The 25,368-nt window shown below is 39.7% G+C and carries 15 protein-coding genes; 6 read left to right on the forward strand and 9 right to left on the reverse strand.

Going from position 1 to position 25,368, the window contains the following annotated elements:
• A partial coding sequence (locus tag NEOC65_RS06050) for a hypothetical protein (RefSeq protein ID WP_213156040.1) occupies positions 1-498 on the forward strand: 498 nt, incomplete at its 5' end.
• Positions 499-1,105: 607 nt separating this feature from the next.
• On the opposite strand, the gene NEOC65_RS06055 is transcribed toward NEOC65_RS06050, so the two are convergent.
• Both NEOC65_RS06055 and rpoN read right to left on the reverse strand, forming a co-directional pair.
• Positions 1,106-2,776 carry a SulP family inorganic anion transporter gene (locus tag NEOC65_RS06055; RefSeq protein WP_213156041.1) on the reverse strand — a complete coding sequence of 557 codons (1,671 nt, stop codon included), beginning with the start codon at positions 2,774-2,776 and terminating at the stop codon, positions 1,106-1,108.
• 555 nt (positions 2,777-3,331) lie between these two features.
• Complete coding sequence (gene rpoN, locus NEOC65_RS06060; protein ID WP_213156042.1) at positions 3,332-4,816, reverse strand: RNA polymerase factor sigma-54; 1,485 nt, start codon at positions 4,814-4,816, stop codon at positions 3,332-3,334.
• A 408-nt stretch (positions 4,817-5,224) separates the two neighbouring features.
• Between rpoN and dnaB the strand changes: the two genes are divergently transcribed.
• Positions 5,225-6,670 carry a replicative DNA helicase gene (dnaB, locus tag NEOC65_RS06065; RefSeq protein ID WP_166158154.1) on the forward strand — a complete coding sequence of 482 codons (1,446 nt, stop codon included), beginning with the start codon at positions 5,225-5,227 and terminating at the stop codon, positions 6,668-6,670.
• 364 nt (positions 6,671-7,034) lie between these two features.
• Here the strand turns inward: dnaB and NEOC65_RS06070 are convergent, their stop codons facing one another.
• From NEOC65_RS06070 to NEOC65_RS06085, 4 genes are all read right to left on the reverse strand, one after another.
• A complete protein-coding gene (locus tag NEOC65_RS06070) occupies positions 7,035-10,973 on the reverse strand; it encodes a leucine-rich repeat domain-containing protein (protein ID WP_213156043.1) in 3,939 nt (1,312 codons plus the stop codon).
• Entirely contained in the window at positions 10,948-13,155 is a 2,208-nt protein-coding gene (locus NEOC65_RS06075; RefSeq protein WP_213156044.1) for a GTPase, read from the reverse strand. The genes NEOC65_RS06070 and NEOC65_RS06075 overlap by 26 nt, the downstream gene beginning before the upstream one ends.
• A 68-nt stretch (positions 13,156-13,223) precedes the next feature.
• Positions 13,224-14,072 (reverse strand): hypothetical protein, encoded by an 849-nt coding sequence (locus tag NEOC65_RS06080; RefSeq protein WP_213156045.1) that lies wholly within the window; start codon positions 14,070-14,072, stop codon positions 13,224-13,226.
• A 101-nt stretch (positions 14,073-14,173) separates the two neighbouring features.
• Positions 14,174-15,496 (reverse strand): hypothetical protein, encoded by a 1,323-nt coding sequence (locus NEOC65_RS06085; RefSeq protein ID WP_213156046.1) that lies wholly within the window; start codon positions 15,494-15,496, stop codon positions 14,174-14,176.
• Between the two features lie 839 nt (positions 15,497-16,335).
• Here NEOC65_RS06085 and NEOC65_RS09795 point away from each other — a divergent pair.
• The 3 genes from NEOC65_RS09795 (at position 16,336) to NEOC65_RS06100 (ending at position 19,127) form a co-directional block, all read left to right on the forward strand.
• Positions 16,336-16,422: an AURKAIP1/COX24 domain-containing protein gene (locus NEOC65_RS09795; protein ID WP_079979849.1), complete on the forward strand. Its 87-nt coding sequence runs from the start codon at positions 16,336-16,338 to the stop codon at positions 16,420-16,422.
• An 85-nt stretch (positions 16,423-16,507) separates the two neighbouring features.
• Positions 16,508-18,403 carry a tRNA uridine-5-carboxymethylaminomethyl(34) synthesis enzyme MnmG gene (gene mnmG / locus NEOC65_RS06095; protein ID WP_213156047.1) on the forward strand — a complete coding sequence of 632 codons (1,896 nt, stop codon included), beginning with the start codon at positions 16,508-16,510 and terminating at the stop codon, positions 18,401-18,403.
• Positions 18,396-19,127 carry a lipoate--protein ligase family protein gene (locus NEOC65_RS06100; protein ID WP_213156048.1) on the forward strand — a complete coding sequence of 244 codons (732 nt, stop codon included), beginning with the start codon at positions 18,396-18,398 and terminating at the stop codon, positions 19,125-19,127. Before mnmG ends, NEOC65_RS06100 begins: the two co-directional genes overlap by 8 nt.
• Positions 19,128-19,569: 442 nt before the next feature.
• Here NEOC65_RS06100 and NEOC65_RS06105 read toward each other — a convergent pair whose 3' ends face one another.
• From NEOC65_RS06105 to pseB, 3 genes are all read right to left on the reverse strand, one after another.
• Positions 19,570-21,054 carry an ArnT family glycosyltransferase gene (locus tag NEOC65_RS06105; protein WP_213156049.1) on the reverse strand — a complete coding sequence of 495 codons (1,485 nt, stop codon included), beginning with the start codon at positions 21,052-21,054 and terminating at the stop codon, positions 19,570-19,572.
• A 180-nt stretch (positions 21,055-21,234) separates the two neighbouring features.
• Entirely contained in the window at positions 21,235-22,263 is a 1,029-nt protein-coding gene (locus tag NEOC65_RS06110) for a glutamyl-tRNA reductase (RefSeq protein WP_213156050.1), read from the reverse strand.
• Between the two features lie 54 nt (positions 22,264-22,317).
• Positions 22,318-23,337: a UDP-N-acetylglucosamine 4,6-dehydratase (inverting) gene (gene pseB / locus NEOC65_RS06115; protein ID WP_166158139.1), complete on the reverse strand. Its 1,020-nt coding sequence runs from the start codon at positions 23,335-23,337 to the stop codon at positions 22,318-22,320.
• A 101-nt stretch (positions 23,338-23,438) separates the two neighbouring features.
• On the opposite strand from pseB, the gene NEOC65_RS06120 reads away from it, so the two are divergent.
• Complete coding sequence (locus NEOC65_RS06120) at positions 23,439-25,307, forward strand: DNA topoisomerase IV subunit B (RefSeq protein ID WP_166158136.1); 1,869 nt, start codon at positions 23,439-23,441, stop codon at positions 25,305-25,307.
• Positions 25,308-25,368: the final 61 nt, after the last annotated feature.

Here is a 25,368-nt window from a genome sequence, read left to right on the forward strand (position 1 = left end):
GAAGGAGAGCTTGAGCCTTTACCTTCAGATAAGTACCTCAAGAAAAGCCAAGTTAAGCTTACGGTTTGCGACTATAATCAAAGCCAATTAGTGGTCGGGCTTAGCGATGGAACAATTGCCTGTTATGAGTCTGCTAATGGAAAATTCATAAGAGAGAAATCGAGGACTTCTCGAGCTGTTAGATTTCTTCAGGTAGGCAAAGAATACTGTATTAGTGCGGCTAATCCACCTTACTTCTTTGAAGTAGATTCACTTACTCTTGCCGATCTAGCTAGAAAAGATCTCCATTTTAAACGGCCAGGTGAAGTTAGAGAGATAATTTCAGCGATAAGAACTTTTTATTCTAGTAAACGAAGTTTAGCCAGTTGCGATACCAAGGGTTGGCTAGAGCAATGGAATTTTGATGGAATCATCAGTCGGAAAAAAGGAAGTATTTCCCCAAGTAACGACAAGCATAAAGATACGCTTTTACACCTCACACCTTTCCTCTTCAGTTAGGTGTTAGAGGCCTAAGGCGTTTAATTAAAAATATTTGTAAGTCCTGAAGATTTGTCTCTTCTTCAGAAGTGTTTTCTATCTGCTTCGTTAGCTGTTGGGTGGCTTTAAATTGTAATTCAACATATGTTTGGTATCTTGATAATGCTTGTTTAAGTTCATTTGTCATTACCGGGATATCTGGCTGATTACTTTTTAGAAAATTATTTAAATCCTCAAATACTATAGATATATAGGTGTTTATTTCTTTACTACGATATATATTCTTGAATAGCTGTGTGTTGTTCGTCTTTTAAATTTTTAAGCTTTTCCTTATAGCCTCGAATGGCCTCTGGTATTTCTTTTTTTGCTATCTTATATGAAATGTTAGCTTTTTCAGCACGAAAAGGACAAAGAGCAAGAAATTAATAATAAATAGAAAGAGAAGGACAATTATCTATTAATAAAAGCAAAAAGTCTTACTTTTAATTTTTAAAGCGCCTAGTTGCCAGAAAAAACAAGCCTCAAGCACCCCAACCGTAGAGGAGCGAAGTTCTCTATGTGCCATTAAATTTCATGGGAAGCAGAGAATAATAAACGCTAAAAAATTAGGGGCAAACTGTGACTTTAACTATTTGCAATAAGCAAGGGCAGCTTCAATGTCTTTAAACATAAGATCTTTTCCTATGGCTTCTGCTATTCCTGAGTTAATAAATAAATCATAGTTTTTATCATCAACATCAGCGAGCATAAATATTATGCCTTTCTTTTTGCACTTCAACCCAAATTGTTTAATAGCTCGTAATCCAGTCGCGTCAATTAAGGGAGTTTTATGAAGACGTAGAATAAAAACTCGGGGGTGATAGTTTAATTGAAAAAGAACCTCATCGAGTAGATCAGCCACGCTATAGAAAAATGGCCCTCTAATCTCAAAAACTGTCATATCAGAAGGGATATCTTTTCGAAAAAGGAGCTCACCATCCGGGGGTTCTGCTATTTCATTTTTATTCTCATTCACCAAATTTTGGCAAATTTCTACGGTAGTTTTATCAGTCATGCGTTTTAGAAATAGAAGAGCTGCCAAGATAATACCGACTTGCACAGCAACTGTAAGATCTATCAACACGGTTAGCAAAAATGTGATGAGTAAAATAATTGCGTCACTCTGATGTCCTTTCAGAATTTCTATAACATGCGGCAGCTCGCTCATATTCCAAGCAACAAATGTTAGGACACCTGCAAGAGCCGCTAAGGGAATTTTGCCTGCTAGAGGAGCCAAAAAAAGCATAAGCAGAAGAAGGGTAATGGCGTGAATCATCCCGGCTACAGGCGTTTTGGCCCCCATTTTTATGTTAGCGGAGGTACGGGCAAGGGCTCCCGTTGCTGGAATGCCTCCAAAGATTACTGATCCTATATTAGCTAATCCTTGAGCCACTAGCTCCCCATTTGATTTATGTTTGGTTCCTATCATTCCGTCAGCCACAACAGCGGATAATAAAGACTCTATAGCCCCTAATAAAGCTATTGTAATGGCGTCAGGGAGCACCGCTTTAAAAAGATCATAGGAAAAGTGGGGAAGAGAGGGGCTGGGAAGCGTTCTAGGGATTCCTCCAAATTTGGATTCAATAGTTTCAATAGGAAGATCAAAAAAATAGGCAGCAGCCGTAGCTAGAGTGATTGCAATGATTGCACCTGGCCATCTAGGATGATAATGCCTTAATACAAATATTAAGGTGAGCGTCGAAAAGGCAATTAAAAAGGCCCATAGGTTCCAGGTAGGTGCGATTTCATAATAGAATTTATACTTCTCAAGGAACTCAGAAGGAACTTTATCTGCCTCTAGTCCAAAAAAATCTTTAATTTGCGAAGAAAAAATAATCAGTGCAATGCCTGTGGTAAACCCTGTGATTACAGGGTAGGGAATAAATTTAAGAAGCACACCCAAGCGTGCCAACCCCATCAATACGATCAGGATACCAGCTATGAGGGTGGCCAAAGCTAACCCTTCATATCCGTGCTTTTGTATGACTGCATCTACGATGATAACAAAAGCTCCCGTTGGACCCCCAATTTGCACACGGCTACCACCAAGCAAAGAAATGAGAAAACCGGCGATAATTGCTGTAAATAATCCTCTCTCTGGTGACACCCCTGAAGCAATGGCGAAAGCCAGAGCTAATGGAAGGGCAATGACACCTACGCTGATTCCTGCAAAAAGATCATTTAAAAAGTATTGCCTTGAATAACCTTCACGAAAACATACAAGGCTTTTGGGAATAAAATCCGTATACTTAGATTGCATAACTTGTCCTACATAATTAAATAATTCACTATACCAGCACAATAGCTTGCATGGATCAGGAAATAATTTTTTTGGCTATAAGAAAAGGTCTCTTTTTCCATGCTTCATCTATATCATACCTGCTGCTAAATCAATCCTCTAAGTTTACTGATTTGAGTCCATCATAATAGCTTATTAGCTGCTAGCAGCTTACACCGATAGGAAACGGTAAAAGGAGATGTTTTTAAAGCAAAATTATAAGCAGCGATTTCATCCTTTTCTATCTAGTGTAGCTTAAAGTGTAAGCTCATTCATGCTAAAAATAAAGCTTTGCTCTTAATTTTATAAAGTAACCAAATATTAGGTTTAATTTACCATTCCTGCTAGACGGCGTAAATTTTTTAGCTAAATCATCTTTTCTTTGTTTTTTAAGCAGTTTTTCTTAGTCAGCAGGATCTCTTTCTCCCAAGTTTATCGATTGCATCAGATCTCTATTAAACTCGCTTCAAGGGTTGAAAATTGAGTAAGGATAAAAAGTAAGTCGTTAACTTTTACATATTTTTCGAAAAAAAAGCTTTAATATTGGCGCCTTTGCTGAGCATTGCCTAGCTTGAGTTCTGCTCGATATTTGGCTATTGTACGTCTAGCGCAGTCCATTCCTTTTTCCTTTAATAGCTTAGATAAATTGGCATCGGATAAAGGATGTTTTTTATCTTCTTGGCTAATTACTTCCTTTAGTAAGTTTTTTATAGTATTAGAAGAAATGCCTTCTCCTTTTTCTGATTGTAAAGCATTTGTAAAAAAAGAGCGCAAAGGCAGGATCCCGCGGGGAGTATCGATATATTTATTAGCAACTGCGCGGGCAATAGTAGATTCATGCAAGTTCAATTGTTCGGCTATTGATTTCATGGTTAAAGGCATAAGCTTGCCACCATCATCCAAAAAAAATTCCTTTTGCTGATTGGTAAGTAGTTCTAAGATTTTTAAAAGAGTGTCATTACGCTGATGTACATTTTTAAAGAGCCATTTAGCCGAGGATAACTTAGTACGAATAAACTCTTTGGTATCTGCAGAAAGGGATTCGTCCTCTAGCATCTGTAAATAACGTCTGTTAATCCGCATGGAGGGTAGAAAATCATTGTTTATGCGTACAGCTAAGTTATCATTACTTATTTCAATAGTGGCATCCGGAGTAATATATTGGACAAAATGTTTAAAATGTCCTGTTCCAGGATGCAGATCCAAGCGAGAAATATCTTTTTGCAAAGCCTTTGAGATTTCTTCCGAGGAGCATGCAAGCTTTTTGTTAATAGAAGGAATGCGATTATGAATAAGGTCCTCATAATGTTCTTCAAGAATTTTGTAGGCGAGAGTATGATGCTTTTGGCGACAACGTAATTGAATCAGCAAAGATTCTTGCATATTAGCTGCTCCAACCCCATAGGGCTCGAAAGCTTGTATTGTTTTCAAAAGGTTTTTAATTTTTTCTATAGGAAAATTATAAAGCAAAGCGATTTCTTGGACAGGGGTTTGCAAAAATCCATTCTCATCGAAGTTACCAATGATTGCTTCAGCTATTGCTCTATCTTCTTCGCAATCAAAGGATTCTTTTGCCTGTTGCATTAAATGTTCAAAAAGAGAACTTTCCGCATAAATGGAGCTTTCCTGAAATGTTTTAAGCTTCTCTTCTTCTCGTGTGCGATGGCTAGAGGGAGGAAGATCATATAGATAGTCCCGAAACTCTTCATCGAGTTTTTTCATAATCTCAAAATCATTCTCATTAAAAGTTAATTCTTTTTCAGGTTGTTGCTCGCCCTCTTCAGGAATTTCCGCATTTTCTTCTTCTAACTTTTTTAAACTAGAATGCTCTTCTTCATCCTCGATAAAGTCGAGCAAAGGGTTTTGTTGAAGTTCTTGCTCCACTGTGGCTGAAAGCTCTAGCACAGGCATTTGCAGTAAATGAATAGCCTGTTGCATTTGCGGTGACATCATCAGGCGCTGGGTTTGCTTAAGGCTTGTGGCTTGGCGAGCTAATAGGTTTAAAGAAATTGGATCACTCATACCCCCTTTATTTAAAAGATTTTTATAGAATTGACAAGAATTTTTTTAACATAGCGTCAGCTGTTGAATGAATGTCACTTTGATTTTTAATAGGTTGCAAGACAGCTTAAAAAAAATAAGGCAAAGCCTGCCATTAATTCAGTACTTAAGCTACTTTTATTCCTCTTGTTTTTGCTAATAGCCGATAAATCTTAACTTATAGCATTTCTTTAATGGTGGGCTTTGATCTATGTAAATAAATATTTACTAAAATATAGATTAAATAATCTTAAGCCTTTCATATTAAAAAACTTAAGTTAAGAAAATTAAGGAGGAGTAAGGGCTAAAGCTAACGAAATGAACGGCAATTTCTTGGGATAAACTAGAGGTTTATAGTATAGTTTTATCCAAATTTAATGAGATGTGGGTATGTCAGATAATCCTTCTAAAGTTCGTGTTGCTCCTAACTCTAAAGAATCAGAAATGATGGTTCTAGGGTGCATGCTTACCAGTGTCAACGGCCTTAACATTGCGGCGGATGGCCTAGATGAAGCCGATTTTTATTACACCGAGCATAAAATAATCTTCGAGGTTCTTAAGACTTCTTATAAAAATGATAAGCCTGCTGACGTGCATCTTGTTTGTGAAGAGTTAAAGCGTTTAGGTAAGCTAAAAGCTGCAGGTGGAGCTGCTTATATAACAACTCTAGCTCAATATGCTGGCACTTCCGCCTATATTGAAGAATACACGGACATTGTTCGCAACAAAGCTATTTTAAGACGCATGATTAATACGTCTCAAGTGGTTGAAAAAAAAGCCCTGGAAGAGCCACAAGATGTGCTAGGTGCTTTAGATGAGGCCCAACAACTTTTCTATCAAATAAGCCAAACTGCCAATCAGACGACAGGTAAGCTGATTAGCCAAATTTTATCGGGCGTTAAGGCTGAAACGGCTACTCCTTTTTTGAAAGCTTTAGAAGAGCGGCAGGTTCGTTATCAAGAACGTGGGCCGGAAGAAAGTGGCATTACGGGCCTTCCTACTTACTATACCGACCTGGATAAGTTAATTAATGGACTTAACAATTCTAATTTGATGATCCTTGCTGCTCGTCCCGCTATGGGTAAAACGGCCTTGGCTATCAACATTGCTGAAAATGTCTGCTTTAAGAGCAATATGCCCGTAGGGGTTTTTTCCTTAGAGATGAGTGCAGAGCAGCTCGTGCATCGAATTATTTGTTCCCAATCGGAGGTTGAGTCAGATAAAATTAAAACAGGTTCTTTAAATGGCATTGAATACCAAAGGATTGTTTCAGCTGTCAATATGATGCAAAATCATGTCATGGTCATTGATGATCAGCCAGGCCTTAAAATTACAGATTTAAGAGCACGTGCCCGACGTATGAAAGAAACTTACGGCATAGGGTTTTTAGTGATAGACTATTTGCAGTTGATTACAGGTTCTGGCTCTTTTCGAGGACAGGAAAATCGTCAGAATGAAATCTCAGAGATCTCACGCTTGCTAAAGAATTTGGCAAGGGAGCTTAATATTCCTGTCCTATGTCTCTCACAGCTATCAAGAAAAGTAGAAGAGCGTCAAGGACATCGTCCGATGATGAGTGATTTGCGTGAAAGTGGAAGCATTGAGCAAGACTCGGACATTATTTTATTCTTATTGAGGCGAGAATATTATGATCCGATGGATAAACCAGGTATGGCTGAATTGATCGTAGCTAAAAACCGCCATGGTGGAGTAGGAAGTATTAACTTCACCTATCGGAAAGAAATTGTGCAGTTTGCTAATTATATCCCTGTTAAATACGATCCCAATGCCTCTGCAGAAAAAGAGATGGCCTCCGAATTTGGCAATTTTAATTAAAGCACTCCTTGGCTTTTTCGCCTTTTTCTTTATCCAACCAGTATAAAGAAAATGATGTTAAACTAAAGAAGGGGCTTAGCTCAATAGCCCCCATTATAAATTTATTTCAAGTTATCAGCCACCTTATCTCCTATTTTTTGTGCTTTTCTTCTTAAAAATATTCAGCCTATAACTAGGAAAGTAAGATTTTATAATTAATTTATCTCTCCAAGAATGCTAATATCTTCCCTTGGCCGTTTGCGGCAACCTACTCCTAGTTGCTATACCTTTATGATAAACCCAAAGCTCTATATCTTTAAAGATTTCTATGTTTACCTCTTTGCCCTTTTAAGGCTATATAAGAGGAAGGTAAATATTTTTTTAGCTAGAGATTAAAACGCTTCTTTATTTTAGCTGGAATATTGCTTAGCGGATTTCCGTCTAAGGAAAGCCCCCAAAGCTTAGAAAGCTGTTCTATCTCCGCAGGAAGAGAAGTAAGCCGGTTGTTTTCTAATCTAAGGGCTCCAAGTGTTAGCTGGCCTATCCATGTGGGAAGGGAAGTTAGTTGGTTGTTATTTAAGTGAAGCTTGTATAGATTCGGAAGTTGTCCTATCCATGCGGGAAGGGAGGTAAGCTGGTTGTCGTCTAAGCTAAGACATCCCAGGCCAGATAGCTGGCCTACTATCTCTGCAGGTAGAGATGTAAGCTTATTAATGCTTAAGTTAAAATCGTGCAGCCGAGATAGCTGTCCTATCTCCGCAGGAAGGGAAGTAAGCCCGTTTTTTACTAAGCTAAGGGTTAGCAGATGAGACAACTGCCCTATCTCCGCAGGAAGGGATGTAAGCTGGTTGTTGCCTAAATGGAGTTCTTTTAGCTTGGATAGCTGCCCTATCTCCGCCGGAAGGGAGGTAAGCTGGTTGCTGCTTAAATCAAGTTCTTGTAGCTGGGAAAGCTTCCCTATCCTTGCATGAAGAGATGTAAGCTGGTTATCTGTTAAGTTAAGCTTTTGCAGATGAGACAATTGCCCTATCTCCGCAGGAAGGGAAGTAAGCTGGTTGTTTTCTAATTCAAGGTATTGCAGATTGGATAACTGGCCTAACTCTGCAGGAAGGAAAGTAAGTTTGTTGCCTCTTAAGTCAAGCCTTTCTAGCTTCGAAAGCTGTCTTCTCCATGCGGGAAGGGAGGTAAGCTGGTTGTAGTTTAAGTAAAGAAATTGCAGACAAGTCAGCTGTCCTATCTCTGCAGGAAGGGAGGCAAGTTGGTTGCCGCCTAAGTAAAGGTATCGCAGCTTAGATAGTTGCCCTATCTTTGCAGGAAGGGAAGTAAGCCGGTTGTCTTCTAAGCCAAGGGTTAGCAGATTAGATAGCTGGCCTAACTCTGCAGGAAGAGTGGTAAGCTGATTGCTGTTTAAGTAAAGGTATTGCAGCTGCGAGAGCTGTCCTATCGAGGTAGGAAGGGGGGTAAGCTGGTTGTAGTTTAAGTAAAGGTATTGCAGCTTGGATAGCTGTCTTATCTCTGTAGGAAGGGAAGTGAGGCGGTTTTTTTCTAAGTTCAAGTATTGCAGCTGGGATAGCTGTCCTATCTCTGCAGGAAGAGTGGTAAGTTGATTGCCCTTTAAGTAAAGGTTTCGCAGCTGAGATAGCTGGCCTATCCATGCGGGAAGGGAGGTAAGCTGGCTGTAGTTTAAGTAAAGGTATTGCAGCTTGGATAGCTGTCTTATCTCTGTAGGAAGGGAAGTGAGATGGTTTTTTTCTAAGTTCAAGTGTTGCAGCTGGGATAGCTCTCCTATTTCTGGGGGCAAACAGGTCAAGTCCATTGCACTTAAGTCTAAATACTTAATATCTTCTCCATAGTTTTTTATCCAAACCTTAAACAGTTCTCCTTTTTTTTCTAAGGGTAGGCACTTAACTTTTTCTTCATCTAAAATTTCTTTTCCTCCAGGAATTCTTTTCCAAATCAAGAGCCTATTGGTATTTACAAGAGGAGATGATTGATCAGGCTGAGAGAGAGAAGGAGTATGTTGATCCAAATAATCTTTTATTTGTTTTTCCTTATATTGTTTTTTGCTTGTAATAAAAAAGCTTTCTAATTGATCGATGTTAATATTAGAAGGTAGGCCTGTATGACGATATTTAGCCTCAAAAGCAGGCAGAGTTCGTTTAATTTCCTCCAGCAAACTCTTTGCCCCTTCGAAATCATTTTGAGCACATTTTATTCGAAACTGTGTCTCTAATGATGTAAGCGGTAGAAGAGCTTTTTCGGCTTGATATTTATCATAATTGGCTTTGCTTGTAATAAAAAAGCTTTCTAATTCTTTGGTGTTAATGGAATGTGATAAATCTGTTTTATGGTAATCTTTTTCAAAGTTATGCACTTCTTGCTTAATTTTATCTATCGCACGCTTTGCTCCCTCCCAATCATGGGTAGCGCATTCCCGCGTAAATTGCTCCACTAAACTTTTAAGCTCCCCAAGAGCTATATTGGCTAATTTGGTGAGCTGATCTTTATCATAATTGGCTTTGCTTGTAATAAAAAAGCTTTCTAATTCTTCAGTGTTAATGGAATGTGATAAATCTGTTGTATGGTAATCTTTTTCAAAGTTATGCACTTCTTGCTTAATTTTATCTATCGCACGCCTTGCTCCCTCCCAGTCATGAATAGCGCATTCCCGTGTAAATTGCTCCACTAAACTTTTAAGCTCCCCAAGAGCTATATTGGCTAACTTGGTGAGTCGCTCTTTACCATACATTGTTTTCTTTTGAATATATTGTCTTTCTAACTTTTGAAGGTCAATCTCAGGAGAGATATTTATTTCTTGATATTCTCTTTCAAAGATACCTAATTTATATTTAATTTCCTGTAAGGAGCACTCAGCTGAGACAAAATCGTTAAGGTTGAGCTTTTCAAGAAATGTGCAGTGCAAGCCAGCGAGCTCGCGGGCTGCCTGCCCAGCCGCCTTCCTTTTTATGGAGAGAGCAAACCGCTTCTGTAAATCTTCGATATTGAATTGAGACTGAATTTGATTATCAAAATGTTGAATGCCTTTTTCTAAGCTAGCAAGGATGGCGCGTGATTCACCTTCAAGGCGATAGGATTCATCAGCACAGCAGCGATCAAACTGTTTAATCATTTCACGAAAATGCTCGGCAATGAGTTGCCTAGTCTCGGCGACTAGCTTAAAAATGCGAGGATGATCAATAATTTCTAGCTTTTGAAGATTATGTAGATAATCAGCAATTGTTTTAAAATCATTATCCGATAGGCTTGCTTTATCTAAAATAGCCTTAATATTTTTTTGGATTTGCTCAAAGATATCAATTAATTCTTTGATATCTGAATTATTCAAGGCTGTTTTAAAAATAGCCTTGGGATTTTGGATGCATTCAAGTTCAGCTATTTTGCTTAATACCTCCTCTTTAGTTAATGCCTCTGCATATTCTAACTCCTTAGGATCTACAGGATCATAAATAAAGAGGCGTTCACTTAACTCACGAAGGGTAGTTTCTTCAAATTCATTGATCAGCTTAATTTTTCTAATAATTTCTTTTAAGTCATTTAGTGAACCTTTCTCTTCATCAGGGTGAGCTGAAGGAATATGGGTGATACCTAAAAGAATAGCATTTTTGTGCTTGACGAGGTTTTCTTTTGATCCAAACAAATTACAACAAATATTAATTGCATCTTGAAGCCCACGAGCTCTGTCTGCTAATAAGCTATAATAGTTGATAAGTACTACTACTTTTACACTTTTAGCTTTCGTAAAAACCTTTCTTATATTAGTAACATTTGCGATATTGATCTCGTAGCCTCGATTATCCAAAAAGCCAGGACAATCGCAAATGCTCACATGGTTTTCTATTTCGATTAGCTGAGGCATAAAGGTTTGTGAATTGTTAGTATGACCAATCTTCATCACTTCGTCGCGAGCGCTACCTTTCTCAACGATCACCCTTGAACCTATTCCCTCTCCGCGACGTGTTGGAGCAACTTTTTTCATGGTGCAACCATACATAGCATTGCTAAAGGTGCTTTTGCCGCAGCCCGTATTGCCAATCACCATGACAAGCTCTTGGTCTTTAGCTTTCTCTGCTTCTATTTCTCCGCGTCTAATACACTCCATCAATACCGCGATACTTTCCTCGGGTGGCAATTTTTCGGAAGGATTATCGAGCTTACGAGCCAATGAATCATTGACATTAATGGTATGCGAGTCAGGTGCTAATACTTGAGCCTGCTCAGCAGGAGCGGCTAAAGAGATCGGTGTTTCAGCTCCTATAGTTGTTAAAAAAACTTGACTTTCATTGCGTTGAATGGGGGCCGCCATGATTTCCTCCTTTTTTTAATTGGAAGGTTAAAAGTTCTGCTAGTTGGCATCGTGCTTGTACATCGAATCGAATGCTCTTGCCTATGTTTTCAAGCTCTAAGCAATACATGCTTTGTTGATGTTTTTGGTAGATTTCCTGTTCTTTTTGTGATAGTTCTTGTATCGCTTGAATTTCTCTATTCCTTTGCTGCCAAGAAGCTATTTCTTGACGCATGGCTGCGGTATTTGTTTGTCGCTTTAATTCTTCTACTTGTAAAAGTTGATTGTAGAGCTGGGTCTCCTCCTTTAATTTGCCAGCATGCAATTTCATAAAGATTGCCCACTTGTGATCCTTCTGTTTTTCTACCAGCTCGTATTGCTTAGTCAAATCGTCAATCTCTAATTTTCTTGCATGGAACGCTAATTTTAGCGTCTCTTTAAGCTCTGACCCCATTTCTGTCGCTGCCTTTTTCTCTAGGCTGAGGCATTGCCAGGAAGTATCTTGGATAATCTGGAGGCTAAGCCGAGCAAAGCCAAAGAGACAATGAGCTTGTGCCATACGATTTGCTGATAGCCCTCCTTCCTTAAGCTCTTCTTCTAGCTTATCAGTAAGGGAATGTAAAGACTGGCTCAGTTGATAGGTTTGGTCTGCAAATTGTTGGGCATTAGTAAAGAGGAGCGCCCCTAATCTTTCGACCTCTGCATTTGCTGCTAAAACAATATTCATCAGCTGCTGAGAATGTTTCACATATTGTAAAGAAGTTGTTTTAAGTAATTGGGCCTGTAGGCCAATATCAGCAGAGGAGCGAAGTTCATCATCAAAAAGCTTAAGTAAACGCTTTTTTGTGCTAGAGTCAAAATGGCGTAGACCTGCATCCATATCTTTAAGAAGTTGAAAACTTTTCATATCTTCAGCCTCGTATAGGCGGCTAAACTCTTCCAGCAAATGCCGAAATTTGGCCGTTAAGATTTCTTGCAAGTTTTCCATTAACGTGGATATATGTTGATTTTCTAAAAAGTTGAGGGGCATAAGGCTTGCTAGATAAGTCGCTAACTGCTTAAAGTCATGATCGGATAACTCTGGCTTTGAGGTAATATGGGTGATTTTTTCTTTGAAGATACTTAACAATGTATCCAAGCCTTGCAAATCGCTAGGGGATAATACGACTTTGAAGTGGGAGGGATGTCCGATAGAGGGTAAATGTCTGATTCGCTGGATAATATCTTCTCTAGAACTTGCTCCTGCATTCTTCATGGGGAAAGTAGGGAGAGGCTCATAGATAAAGAGCCGCTGAGCTAATTGAGAGCAAACTTCGCGGTCTAAGGGGTCACCTACATTTGAGATAAAAGCTTTCAAATCGTCCACTAGTTCACTTTCTACAGAAGGGAGCTGGGTTACGCCCAGAAGGATAGAGGAGACATGCTTCAGAAGATTTTCCTTAGAACCAAAGAGATGGCTACAGAGGTACAAGAGATCAGTTAATCCTTTAGCTTTATCAGCTCTTAAACTAGCATAGCTAATTAAGATGATTACTTTTAAAGTCTGTGCTGTGTTAAAAATAGTTGGGAGAGTAACGGCTTTCGCTATGCCGATCTCATAACTATCTTGCTCTAAAAAACCCGGGAAATCGCAATATGTTGCTTGCTCATTAGTAACAAATTGAGGCAGAAAAGTTGTCTGTGAGTATCCTGAGTGCCTTATGGGTGTTATTTCATCAAGCTTCCCTCCTTGATGATGGGGCTTGACTGCGGCAACCTTGCTTAGACCGCAAAAGCCAAGCTCACGTGGTCGCTTAAAGAGTAAATCGCATCCACACAAATCATTGACCAAAGTACTTTTACCTGCTCCGGTTAATCCTATGAAGGCTACGATATGCTTATTTGCTGCTTGGCTTGCCACGTTCTGGCCATGCCGGATGCCCTCCATGAGGACAGCTAAGCTCTCTTGTTCGCTTAGTTTAAAGCTAGGATATTTAAGCTTGGCCTCCAGCAAGGTTGTTACATCACGTTGGGCTCTAGCAGAAGCTAAGGCGCCACTTCTTTGTAAATTTTCCGCTGAAGGCGATTGGCTATTTTCCAGGATGTTTCTTGCAAAGTGGGTCTGTATGTCTGTTTGGCAGGTACTTGCTTTTTGAGGTGAAGAGGGTGGGGATAGAGAAGGGCCTGAGGGCACAGATGGGTATACATTCTGAGTAGGATGCATAACTTCCTCCTAATTAAGTGAAGAGAACAGAGAAGCTCCCAAGTTTTTGAAATGAATGAAGCATGGCTTTAGTCCGAGTGTATAGGTTGAGATTGACCCAGAGGGGCTAGTCGCGGAAGAGGTGCAAGCCCCGCACTTCTCACAGAGGTAGAAGGCGGTGTACGACTTGAGTGCGTAGCTTGAGATTGACCTAGAGAGGCTAGTCGTGGAAGAGGTGTAAGCACCGAATTTCTTACAGCAGCAGAAAGGGAGCTAGAATTGGGTTGCACAGTTTGGGAATGGCCAACGGGTACTAACAGCGGGAGGGAGGTGCTTTCCCCTGTTTCGCCAGATAGATAAGGGGGACGCGGATCTGGCTGTGCAACTTGAGCGCAATGGATAGAGCTAGCTACAGCATTTACAGGAAGAGGGCTCTTTGCCTGAGGTACTGTTGGCATAGATGAGGGCGAAAGACTAGAATAAGCAGCTAATCTTGAGGAATCTGGCTCAGGAGATGGGCTACGTGCGGATGCATGAACAATAGGTTTTAAGGCAGCTTGCTTTTTTTCGAATTTCTCTTGTCTATTTTTAAATTCTCCTTCAAACTTTGCTTTATTGCTAGCTAGTTGCTTATTATGAGCTTCATCCTCTTGTTGTGCTCGGTGTCTTCGTGTTTCAATCTGCATGTGAAATTGATGCTGCTGCTCTTTTAAAGCCAGATCATGGAATACTTTTTGCCTCTCAAAGGCTTCTTTCTCTCGCTCCTGGCGTTGCTGCTGTTGGGCAGCATCTGCCTCGACTTGCTGCTGCTGTTGAAAAAACTGATCGATTTTATCGCTAGCTAACCTAATCGTTTTATTGCTCTCATTTCGATTTTGATCGATTGTATTGGCTGCTGATTGATAGGCCTTACAGATATCGGTAGGAAGATAAGTCATAACTTCACCTTTTAGTTAAGTTTCATGATAAATCCCCCTTATGCTCCTCCCTAAGACGGAAGGAGCATAAGGGTAAGTAAAACAGGTTATTCCTTATCTAACTACTGAAGGATACAAGGAGGCCTTACTATAGAAGCTACCGTTTTCAGGCGTTCGGTGCGTTCGTTCATAGCAATTTGCTTTTTTTGAATGGTAGCCTCAAGCCGATTTTTTTCCGCGGCAACTCTAGCTTCTGCTGCAATGCGCTCTGACTCTGTCCTAGCTTCTGCTGCAATTCGTTCTGCCTCATTTTTGGCTTTTTCTCGTATTTCTAACTCTTGATTCAGGGCTGCTGCCTTTTGTTCAGCTTCTTTTATAGCCGTCAATTTTTCTTCTATTTGAACAGCTTGTTTTTTTAAGTCAATTTCTGCGCTTAAGGCCTCTTTTTCGAGTTGATGCTTGTTATGGGACTCTTCTTCTTTTAGGTATTGGCCGCGAAGTTGGATTTGTTCTTCCAAATCAGCTTTTCTTGTTTCAATCTCTCGGCGTGCTTTGCCATCTGTAGCTTCCTCTTGGAGATGAATCACCTCTTTTAATTGTTGAAAAAACTGGGCTTGGTCTTTCAATTTGACCTCCTGGATCTTGAATATGAGATCAAGATCGTGTTGCTCTTGCTTTTGAAACACTTCAAGCTTTTGTGTAAACAAAGTAACTTGGGCAGCACGGGCTTTGAAAATAATATCTATAGTTCCCAAGGTTTGCTGGCTAATCGCGCTTCCTCCTTTGCTTGCCAGATCTAAAGCTGCTTCACTAGAATTTTTCATCACCACTACATTGTTAGCAGAAAACTCAACGATTAATTTAGCTTTTATTATATCATCGGGGCTGAGAGAAGCGTCATTGCTTATGGCGCGTGCCATAATAGCCTTACAATAATCGCTAATTTGGCGGTTTGCGTCTTGAACTTGTAGAGCAAATTCACGTATGGTACTGATGATGATGTCTATATTATCTGCAGTGCTCGATGCTGCTTTATTTAGCGTACGGTCAACAACTCTCATTTGCTCATTATGAGTTTCAACAGACAAAGCCCCCTCAGCTTGCGCTGCATCTGCAAGGGCATTACGACTATGCTGGGTGATTTGAAGCGTTTCACTTTGACCTTCAAAAGTATTTTGTGCTAGGTTACTCCATGCCGCTAAGGCATTAGAAGGGTTATCGATAACGCTATTAGGAAAACTTGGGTTAGCCGCCGCTGTATTTCGAGTAGTTTGTAAGGCCCATCGTGAGGGGAAAGAGTTTTCTGGATTTGAGGTGTCCGCTTGGAAGTTGCTCCAAACGTTGCTTGTAGCGGCAGCGGATGCTGGTACCTGGCGAGGCAAAGAAGCTAGGCTGTTCCAGCTTGAAGAGGATGGGTTGCCCCAGCTAGTTTTTGTAGGATCCATGCTAAACCTCCTAAATGTTTTAAGAATTATATTTCACTAAGCCACCTGATATTTTAAGGATTATAGTTCAACTTTTCTCACCCAAGTGAGATGATTACCATTTTTTTAATTTATGTTTATTCTTGTCAATGCTTTTTTTTTAAATGATTGATTCTGTAGTAATTATGAAATTTTTTTATTTTTTTTATTAAGAAAATTCTGTTTTCTTGTAGCGCCCTTTGAAACCTTATAGAACATTATAGCTAAAAAAGTTTTGGAAACTTTTAACATCCACATGAGGCTTAAGCTGGCACCTGTTGTTTTTGATTACGGTTGCGGCCAGGAAAGTTGCCTAAATTGGTGTAAAAATATTTTATCAAATTTAAAGCCTAAGGATAAAAAATAACCAAATTTTGTCTTAAGAGAAGGTCTTGAATGCTTCAAAAATAGGTTCCTAGCTATTAGCCTATATAATGAACAGGTTTTTTACCTCCCTCTCTATTTTGCAATCCTATACCCACTTTTAGCCACAAATTTACCTTCCTAAGAGTTGTCAATTTCAATACTTACAAGATCTTTTTCTTCTTTCTCTGTCCTTGAGCGTGTATAAAAAGCGTTAGAGGTAAATTTAAATTTGGCAATGGTTGGTGTTAAAAACGCTTAAGATCAACAGAAATTCTATGTGTGTTCTTTCAATCCCCTCCAGAGCTATGAATTTTTACTTGCCGTACCAGCTGTCTTGGCTGCATCTTCTCTTCAAGATATGACTTTACTTTTTAATGCCAAATAGAGTATCATTCCCCAAATTAGCCTTTTAAGCATTTAAATTTAAAATATATAACTGTTGTTCGGGAGAAACTATGTCATCTGTAAAAAAGAAGCGCAGATACAAAATTGCAAAGCATAAGCGCAAAAAGCGTAGTAGACGTGATCGTCACAAAACCTAACCGGCTAAAATAGCTGGCAAAGTTTTAAAGAGAACCCCTGCGTTCTCTTTTGCTTCTCAAATCATTCTTTCAATCTTTAATTTTTATGTGGAAATATCCAACCAAGTATGATGTTATTATCATGGGAGCTGGCCATGCAGGTTGTGAAGCTGCTTTAGCTTCTGCTCGCCTAGGTGCAAGGACACTTCTATTAACAATGAATTTGGATACGATTGGAAAAATGAGCTGCAATCCTGCTGTAGGGGGTGTGGCTAAAGGCCATATTGTCCGGGAAATCGATGCCCTAGGTGGAGAAATGGGCAAAGCTATCGATTGTACAGGAATTCAATTTCGGATGTTGAATGCTACTAAAGGTCCTGCGGTATGGGCTCCTAGAGCGCAAGCCGATAAAGCCGCTTATCAGTTGGAGATGAAGCATCGCTTGGAGAAAACGCCTGGCTTAGAAATTAAACAAGGGACCATTGAAGAATTAATTGTTGAACAAGATCGTATCCAAGGGGTCATTACTAAGGAAGGCATTCTTTATTATTGCTCAGCTTTAGTGATTTCTTCCGGAACTTTTATGCGAGGCTTGCTGCATATTGGGGAGACTAACTATGCCGGCGGCCGTGCTGGTGACCAGCCTGCTGTGGGCTTATCAGCTAGCTTGATCAAGCTAGGTTTAAAGTTAGGGCGCCTAAAAACAGGTACTCCACCACGAGTGAACCAGCGCTCGATCGATTATAGTCACACTGAAGAGCAGCCCGGCGATCCGAATGTGAAGTTCTCTTTCGATGATGAGCCCATCAATCGCTTACCTCAAATATCTTGCTATATCACTTATACTACCGAAGAAACTAAAAAGATCATTTTAGAAAATATTCATCGCTCTCCTATGTATTCAGGTAAAATCACAGGCGTGGGCCCCCGCTATTGTCCCTCGATTGAAGATAAAATCGTGCGCTTTGCAGATAAAGAGCGCCATCAAATTTTTTTGGAGCCTGAGGGCTTAAAAACAGAAGAGGTATATGTTAATGGGGTCTCTTCTTCTCTCCCTTTTGATGTACAAATGGCTTTCATTAAAAGTATTCCTGCTTTAAGAAATGCTGAAATCATGCGTCCTGCTTATGCTATCGAATATGACTATGTAGTCAGTGGGCAAATTGATAGCTCTTTGCAATGTAAGACGATAGAAGGACTTTTTCTTGCTGGGCAAATCAATGGAACTTCAGGGTACGAAGAAGCTGCTGGACAAGGATTAATGGCAGGAATTAATGCCGCTCATCATGTACAAGCTAAACCCCCATTAATCTTGAAAAGATCGGAAGCTTATATTGGTGTAATGATCGATGATCTGGTCACTAAGGGTTTAGAGGAGCCTTATCGCATGTTTACTAGCCGAGCCGAGCACCGTCTTTTGCTCAGGCAAGATAATGCCGACCTTAGATTGCGCCACTATGGTTATGAAATTGGCCTGATAGAAGAAAAACGCTATGCTTCTCTTAAATATAAAGAAAAAATGATTCAAGAAGGCGTGAATCGACTGGAAAAAGCTTTTGTTCAGCTCAAAGGAAAAGGGTATAGCCTAGCGCAGCTTCTTTGCCGCCCAGAAAATAATTATGCAAGTTTATTAAATGATTATCCCGCTGAGATGCAGAATTACGGTATGGAAATTAACTTTCAGATTGAGCTTGCTCTAAAATATGCAGGGTATATTCAACGTCAGCATGGCGAAGTCGCTAAATTGGCTCATCTTGAGCATATTCTCATCCCTGAAGATTTCGATTTTGCCTCTATTACGGGCTTAAGAAATGAAGCTCTCCAAAAACTAGCAGATGCCCATCCCTTAAATCTAGGACAGGCTTCACGCCTTTCAGGAGTTTCGCCAGCAGATATTTCTGTTCTAATGATTGCCTTGGTGCGATTTAATGCTAATAAAAATTCTGAGCTGGTCAATCAAGAGGCTCTTTCTTCTTTTCCTAACAGTGAAGGAAGTGAGTAACATCCTCTTGCGTCCCCCTCTTAATTTGCTGCTTTTAAGCCAATCTACTATCCTGGAGCAATTGCAGCTAGAGGAAGCTCTTTTGCGCGCCGATCAACGCAATTGGTGTTTAATCAACCCCAACCCCCCAGAAGCGATCGTTATGGGGATATCTTCTTCTCCTGAAAAAGTTATCGATCTGGAGAAATTTCGAAGGCAGCCTGTGCCGCTGATTCGCCGATTCAGTGGGGGAGGGACCGTTTTCATTGATGCGAATTCTATAATAAAGACTTTTATTTTTAATCAGGCAGATCTGGGCATTCCCTGCTATCCACAAGCTGTTTTTCGGTGGAGCGAGATTTTTTATCGTGTGGTCTTTAAGGAGATAGAATTGCGTTTATGTGAGAATGATTATGTGATTAAAGGAAGAAAATGTGGAGGGAATGCCCAATATATGACGAAAAATCGTTGGCTCCATCATACTTCATTTTTGTGGGACTACCAGGCAGAAAACATGGCTTACCTAAAAATGCCTCCTAAAATGCCTGGGTATCGTGAACAACGCTCTCATAATAATTTCCTATGCAAGTTAGGTGAGTATTTGCCAAGTAAGCAAGAAGTGGTGGATAGATTTTTAAAAACCTTAGAAGCTTATTTTAAAGTTGAAATTTTCTCTCTCTCTGAAGCTTGCAAAATCACCCAAATTCCTCATCGAAAAACTTCTCAACGAATCGATCTATTTTAAATAAGAGCAATAACCTTCTCTTTTTTAAGGTTAAATGGATCCATGCGCTTTACTAAAAGGGCTAGCTTAAATGAAGGGCTTAAAAAAAGAGCTCAGCGAGGGTAAAAAGGCCGCTGTAAGGGGCTTGGAAAACTGCGTAATCAACACAGTCTGTATAGGTGGGTCCACTCCCTAGCGATCGATGCCTCGAATAACAGGTATTCTGACATCGAGTGGCTAGCGTCGTGATCCCCCAAAAAAATAATATCGTTGATTGGCTTTATCTTCCCAAGGAGTCCCAAACAGCAGCTAGGATATTCTGCTTTCATGGTCTCATTGTAGCGTAAAAGCTTATTAATATTCTAGATGTAAAGCTCTAAAATCGAAAAAGAAAGGGCTTTTTTTTGCCTCTCTCTTGATGATTGAGTGCTTAGAATTTATTGGCCTGCTTCTTTTTTTAAGATCAATATAACTCTGGATCAGCCGGGAGGAGGCCTTGATAATTAATACATTTAAATAAAGCCGCTTCTTTAACTTTCTGATGGCCAAGGGAGAAAAGAATTTTTTTTTCTTTAAATTCAACTGTCTGAAAATATTTGGCAAGTAAGTGGCAGTAGTGTTGGATCTGAAGATCATCCAGCTGATCAAGATGGGGACTATTCTCAGTTACAATAAAATATCCCGTTTTTCCTAGCTGCTCTTCTTTCATGCTAGGCCAAAAGGAAAATTGATTTTTTCTTGCTCCTTGTAAATTTAAAAAATAAGCTCTTTGCTGAGTTGGATTATAAAAACTTAAGAGGCTACTCATCTGGTACTTATCGCTAAATAAAAATTCCTTCGTAGGATCTACCTTTATAGTAGCCAATTCCTGACGCAAGGTGCTCCATCCTAGGTTATGCTTGAAGGGATTAATTTTATAAGGGATGTTAAAAGCAAGAGAGGATTGCAGGGTGGGGAGTAGAAAAGCTAATTGACATAATAAAAGGGAGAGAACAAGCCCTCCTTTTAGCCAAAAAAGCATTTTTTGCGCTCGTTCACAGCAAAACCAGCAGAGACATACTATTCCTGAAGGAAAGGCAAAATCTCCCCAATTGCCTTGCAATTTTTTAAAAATAGAGAGCGTTAAAAATAGGCTAAGCAAAGAAAAACAAAGGAAACCGCAAAAGCATAAAGCAGAAGGGAGCGTATGCCGCTCTTTGTATAACCTATAAAGGCTAAGGAGTAAAAGTATAAAAACAACAGGCGAGAGCAAGGCTGATTGAGCTCCTAGAAACTCCCAAAAATTGCCATTGAAAAAGGTAGATTTTGCCTGCAAAGGGACTTGGGGGACATACAGGGTAGAAAAAACATGACGAAAAGTTACCCAATCGTGCTGGGCATTCCAAACTATTGCAGGAAAAAGCCCTAAAAGTGAGATAGCTAAGCCTATCAAAAAATGGCGATGGATGAGCCGAGGATAGAGAGGGAAAAGGCAAAGAATCCCTAGCCATAGAATATAGATAGGCCATTTAAAAAGAGCTCCTAATCCCACGATTAGGCCTAAAAGCCAGTAAGAAGGCATTTGATCTCTATTTAAAGCATAAGCTATCACTAGGCATGCCAAGATCCAAAAGAGCATCATCCCCCCATCCGTAATAGCAAAAAAGCTTCCTGCTATGCCTAGAGGGGTTAAAGCCATAACGATCCCTGCCCAAAAGCATGTTCTGGGCTTTAATCCGCAACTCCATGTTAAGGAGTAAATCAAAAGAGGATAGAGGGCTGCTAAAACTACAGACATACAGCGTACCCCTAGCTCTGTATTTCCTAGCAAATGAGTGCCCAACCAGATTTGCCAAGCAATGCCGGGCGGCTTACTATAATAACCCCAACTAAGATCTTGGCTCCATGTCCAATATTGAGCCTCGTCTGGCCCCAAGCCAATAGGGCTATAGAGAATGGTTAAAATCATGATGGCAGCCTTTCCAAGGACAAGAAATAGGAGTAGGGGGAAGGTTTTTGAAGAATTTAGGATGCCTTGCATGGTAGTGCGCTCAATTTTTTTATCTCGATCATACAATAGCTTGTAAGAATTGAGAAGAAAAAATTGAATAAGCTTCTATCTAATGCGGGCAAGGAGCTTAAAAAAACTTTAAGCGCCCATTCCTACAGCTAGTAGCTGCTCTCGATAAGTTTGCTTTTGCTTAAAGAGATGGATATGCTGCTTAGTAGCTTCGATAATGCCCTGATCAGCCTTAGTCAAATGTTCGTAAAGCTTTTGCTTGCGAAAGGTAAGCATGCGATTAATTTGGTCAATATTAAGAAGAGTTATTTGAGTATGCCGAGCAACAGAAGGATCTATATTTCGAGGCACCCCTAAGTCTATCAGTAGCTTAGCTGGAATTTCTTTAAGGGGTAAGTGCGAGTAATTAATCACCGTCTGAGGAGCTTTAGTGCCACAGATAATCCAATCAAACTGATGCCATTGCGTAAGAGACTGCCAATCTAAAAGGTTAAGTTGGTAGGTCCTTGCAAGATCGATAGCATGTTTTTTTGTTCGATTACAAATCGTAATGTCGGAAAAGTTTTTACTCAGTAGAAAACGAAGAATTTTTTGATTGATAGCAGAGGCTCCCACCAAAAGGATTTTGACCTGAGAAAGATTTTTAAAAAAATGGCTACCTGTGTTGAAGATTGCATGTTCTATATCAGGAAGAGTGCGAGTTAAAAGGTGTTGCGAGCGGATTTTTTTAGCTATCTTTAAAGACTTTTGAAAAAGATAATGCATTTCCTCGGGAAGTTGAGAAAATTGGCAAGAGATCTTGTAAGCATGCTTAACTTGGCTTTGAATTTCTGTTTCTGCCACGATAGCACTATCAAGCCCTGCCGTCACGCGCGAAAGATGATAGAAGCAATCATGCCCAAAATAAGAGTAAAGCTTTTGATCAAATTGCGTATCGACTTCATTCCTAAAAATATTAAGAAGATAGGTATGAGTATCAGCTAAATCATCTGAGCAAAAATAAATCTCGGTGCGGTTACAAGTAGAGAGAAGAATAAAGTGGTGATGGCCATGCATAGAGATTCCTGCTCCCAAGCGTTTTTGGCAAGCCTTAGCCAATAATTCTCGGAGCTTCAAATCAGCAAGCTTATAATTAATTCCCAGTACTCCAATTCGCATGGCATTCCTTAAAAGATATAAATTACGCCCTTATAAATAATTTTAAAATTATGGTCAAAGCTGGAGGATCAATTGACGCAGAGCTTCAATTCCAAGCCATTGAGAATTAGTGTTAGAAGCATAAGAAAAATCTTCGGGCAAGCGTCGCCCCTCTTCGCCTGTTAATAGCTTTTCTTGCAGTAATTCATCGTGATGGTAGATTTCCGGGATGATCACATAATGATCGGTAAATTCCCAGGTATGACGGGCATCTTCTAGGCCTATCATAAGTTCATGCAGCTTTTCACCTTCTCGAATACCGGTATAGATGTGAGAGCTTGCAGGAGCAAATGCTTGAGCTAAATCTGTGATTTTCATGCTAGGAATTTTGGGCACAAAAATTTCTCCTCCTCGGGAACGTAAAAAAGATTGAAGCACAAAATCAACAGATTGCTCAAGGGTGATCCAAAAGCGTGTCATTCTTTTATCGGTGATAGGCAATGCCTGGGCGCCTTCGGCTAATAGTTTCTTCCAAAAAGGAATAACGCTTCCTCGGCTACCAAGCACATTTCCATAGCGTACTACAGCAAAGGTAGGGTGACTACGAGCGCCTACATAGGAGTTTCCTGCTACAAAAAGTTTATCTGCACATAGCTTAGTCGCCCCGTAAAGGTTAATAGGATTGGCAGCTTTATCGGTTGATAGTGCGATAACTTTTTCCACACCACTATCGATGGCAGCATCGATTACATTCATGGCACCTATAATATTTGTTTTAATGAACTCAGTAGGATTATATTCAGCAGCAGGTACTTGCTTTAAAGCAGCCGCATGCACAATATAGTTAACTTCACTAAAAGCGCGCTTAAGGCGGGATTTATCGCGTACATCTCCTAGGAAATAGCGGATTTTAGGATGAGAAAAAATAGGAGCTGATTGACGCATCTCCCACTGCTTCCATTCATCTCTACTGAAGATAATAACTTTACGGCATTGATCTTCTAGGAGTAGACGCTTAGCTAGTGTTTGGCCAAAGCTGCCGGTGCCCCCAGTAATCAATAACGTTTTATCTTTAAAAAAATTTGTTGCATGCATTTGTGTAGGTGCTCCTGTTCAAAAACCTGGATTCAGAATTCGTTTTTATATATTCTGTTTCCATAAATCATTCAAATTCCTTTTAACATAGTGTTTAACTCATGGCAAAGCAATATGACGAAAGTAGCGTAAAAACTTTAGACGCCTTATCCCACATTCGATTGAGATCGGGGATGTACATAGGGCGTTTAGGCGATGGCTCTCATCCAGATGATGGTATCTACATCATGCTTAAAGAAATTATCGACAACAGTGTTGACGAATTTATTATGAAGCATGGGAATAAAATTGTCATTGAATTAGACGAAGAGAAAGGAATGATTGCCGTAAGAGACTATGGTCGAGGAATCCCTCTTGGTAAAGTGATTGAATGCGTAAGCCAAATCAATACGGGTGCCAAATACAATGATGATGTTTTTCAGTTTTCTGTAGGCCTAAATGGTGTGGGAACCAAAGCGGTAAATGCTCTTTCTAGCCGCTTTATAGCGCGCAGTCATCGGGATGGCCATTACCTTGAGGCCCAATTTTCTCAAGGGGTTTTAAAGCACAAAATTGAAGGGACCACGAAAGAACCTAACGGCACTTTTGTGCAATTCATTCCCGATATAGAAATTTTCAAGAAATATAGCTTTCATCAAGAATACATTATTAAACGCCTTTGGCATTATGCTTATTTGAATGCTGGCTTGGTGATTCACTTTAATGGTGAGCGTATTGAGTCCAAAAACGGTTTACTCGATCTATTAAATGCTGAAGTGGCTGTTGACGATCGCTTGTATGAGCCTTTGCATTATCGTGGCAAAATGCTTGAATTTGCTTTTCTTCATACGCAAAGTTATGGAGAGACCTACTTCTCGTTTGTGAATGGTCAATATACGGCTGATGGAGGTACACATTTATCAGCTTTTCGTGAAGGTCTTTTAAAAGGTGTCAATGAATATGCCAAAAAGAATTTCCAGGGTGTGGATGTACGGGAAGGTATAGTAGGAACAGTTCTTGTTAAGGTTAAAGATCCTCTTTTTGAATCGCAAACTAAAAATAAATTAGGCAATAATGAAGTGCGTGGGCCGGTCGTTCAAGAAGTAAAAGAAGCGGTGATCGATCTTTTATATAAAAATTCAGCGACAGCTAATCAAATTATTGAGAGAATCGCTTTTAATGAAAAGCTGCGTAAAGAGCTGGCAAATGTTAAGAAAGAAGCCAAAGAAAAGCAAAAAAAAATCTCCTTTAAAATTCCTAAGCTTCGTGATTGCAAATGTCATTTTCAAGATGGAACTGCGGATGGAGAAAAAAGCATGATTTTCCTTACGGAAGGAGATTCTGCAAGCGCTTCCATCGTAGCTGCTAGAAATCCCTTTACTCAGGCTGTTTATTCTCTACGCGGCAAGCCCTTAAACGTGCATGGCATGAAACTGGATCAACTTTATAAAAATGAAGAGTTGTTTAATCTGATGAGCGCCCTGAATGTGGAAGATGATATTTCTCAGCTTCGTTATCAGAAGGTTGTTTTAGCTACCGATGCGGATGTAGATGGCATGCATATCCGCAACCTATTGATTACTTTTTTCCTTACCTATTTTGAAGGATTAGTTTTAAATGGACACCTCTACATCCTAGAAACGCCTTTATTTAAAGTGAGGAATAAAGAAAAAACTTATTATTGCTATAGCCCTGAAGAACGTGACAAAGCAGTAGCTAAATTAAAAAAAGGAATAGAAATCACCCGTTTTAAAGGCTTGGGGGAAATTTCTCCGGGAGAATTCAAGCAGTTTATCAGCCAAGATATCCGCCTCCTTCCTGTAACCATTCATGCTTTTTCTGATATTAAAACTACGGTGCAATTTTACATGGGTAAGAATACACCAGAACGTAAGCAATTTATCATGCGTAATTTAATTAACGAAGATGAAGATTCCTTAAAAGAAATAGCTATCCTAGCAGCAGATAAACCAAGCAATAAAGAAAAATAGCCTTTCTAGCAAGAAATAAAAAGAAAATTCTACTAAAATTAGCAAACATTAAATAAAGCTT

The organism is Neochlamydia sp. AcF65, from assembly GCF_018342435.1.
Lineage (GTDB): Bacteria > Chlamydiota > Chlamydiia > Chlamydiales > Parachlamydiaceae > Neochlamydia.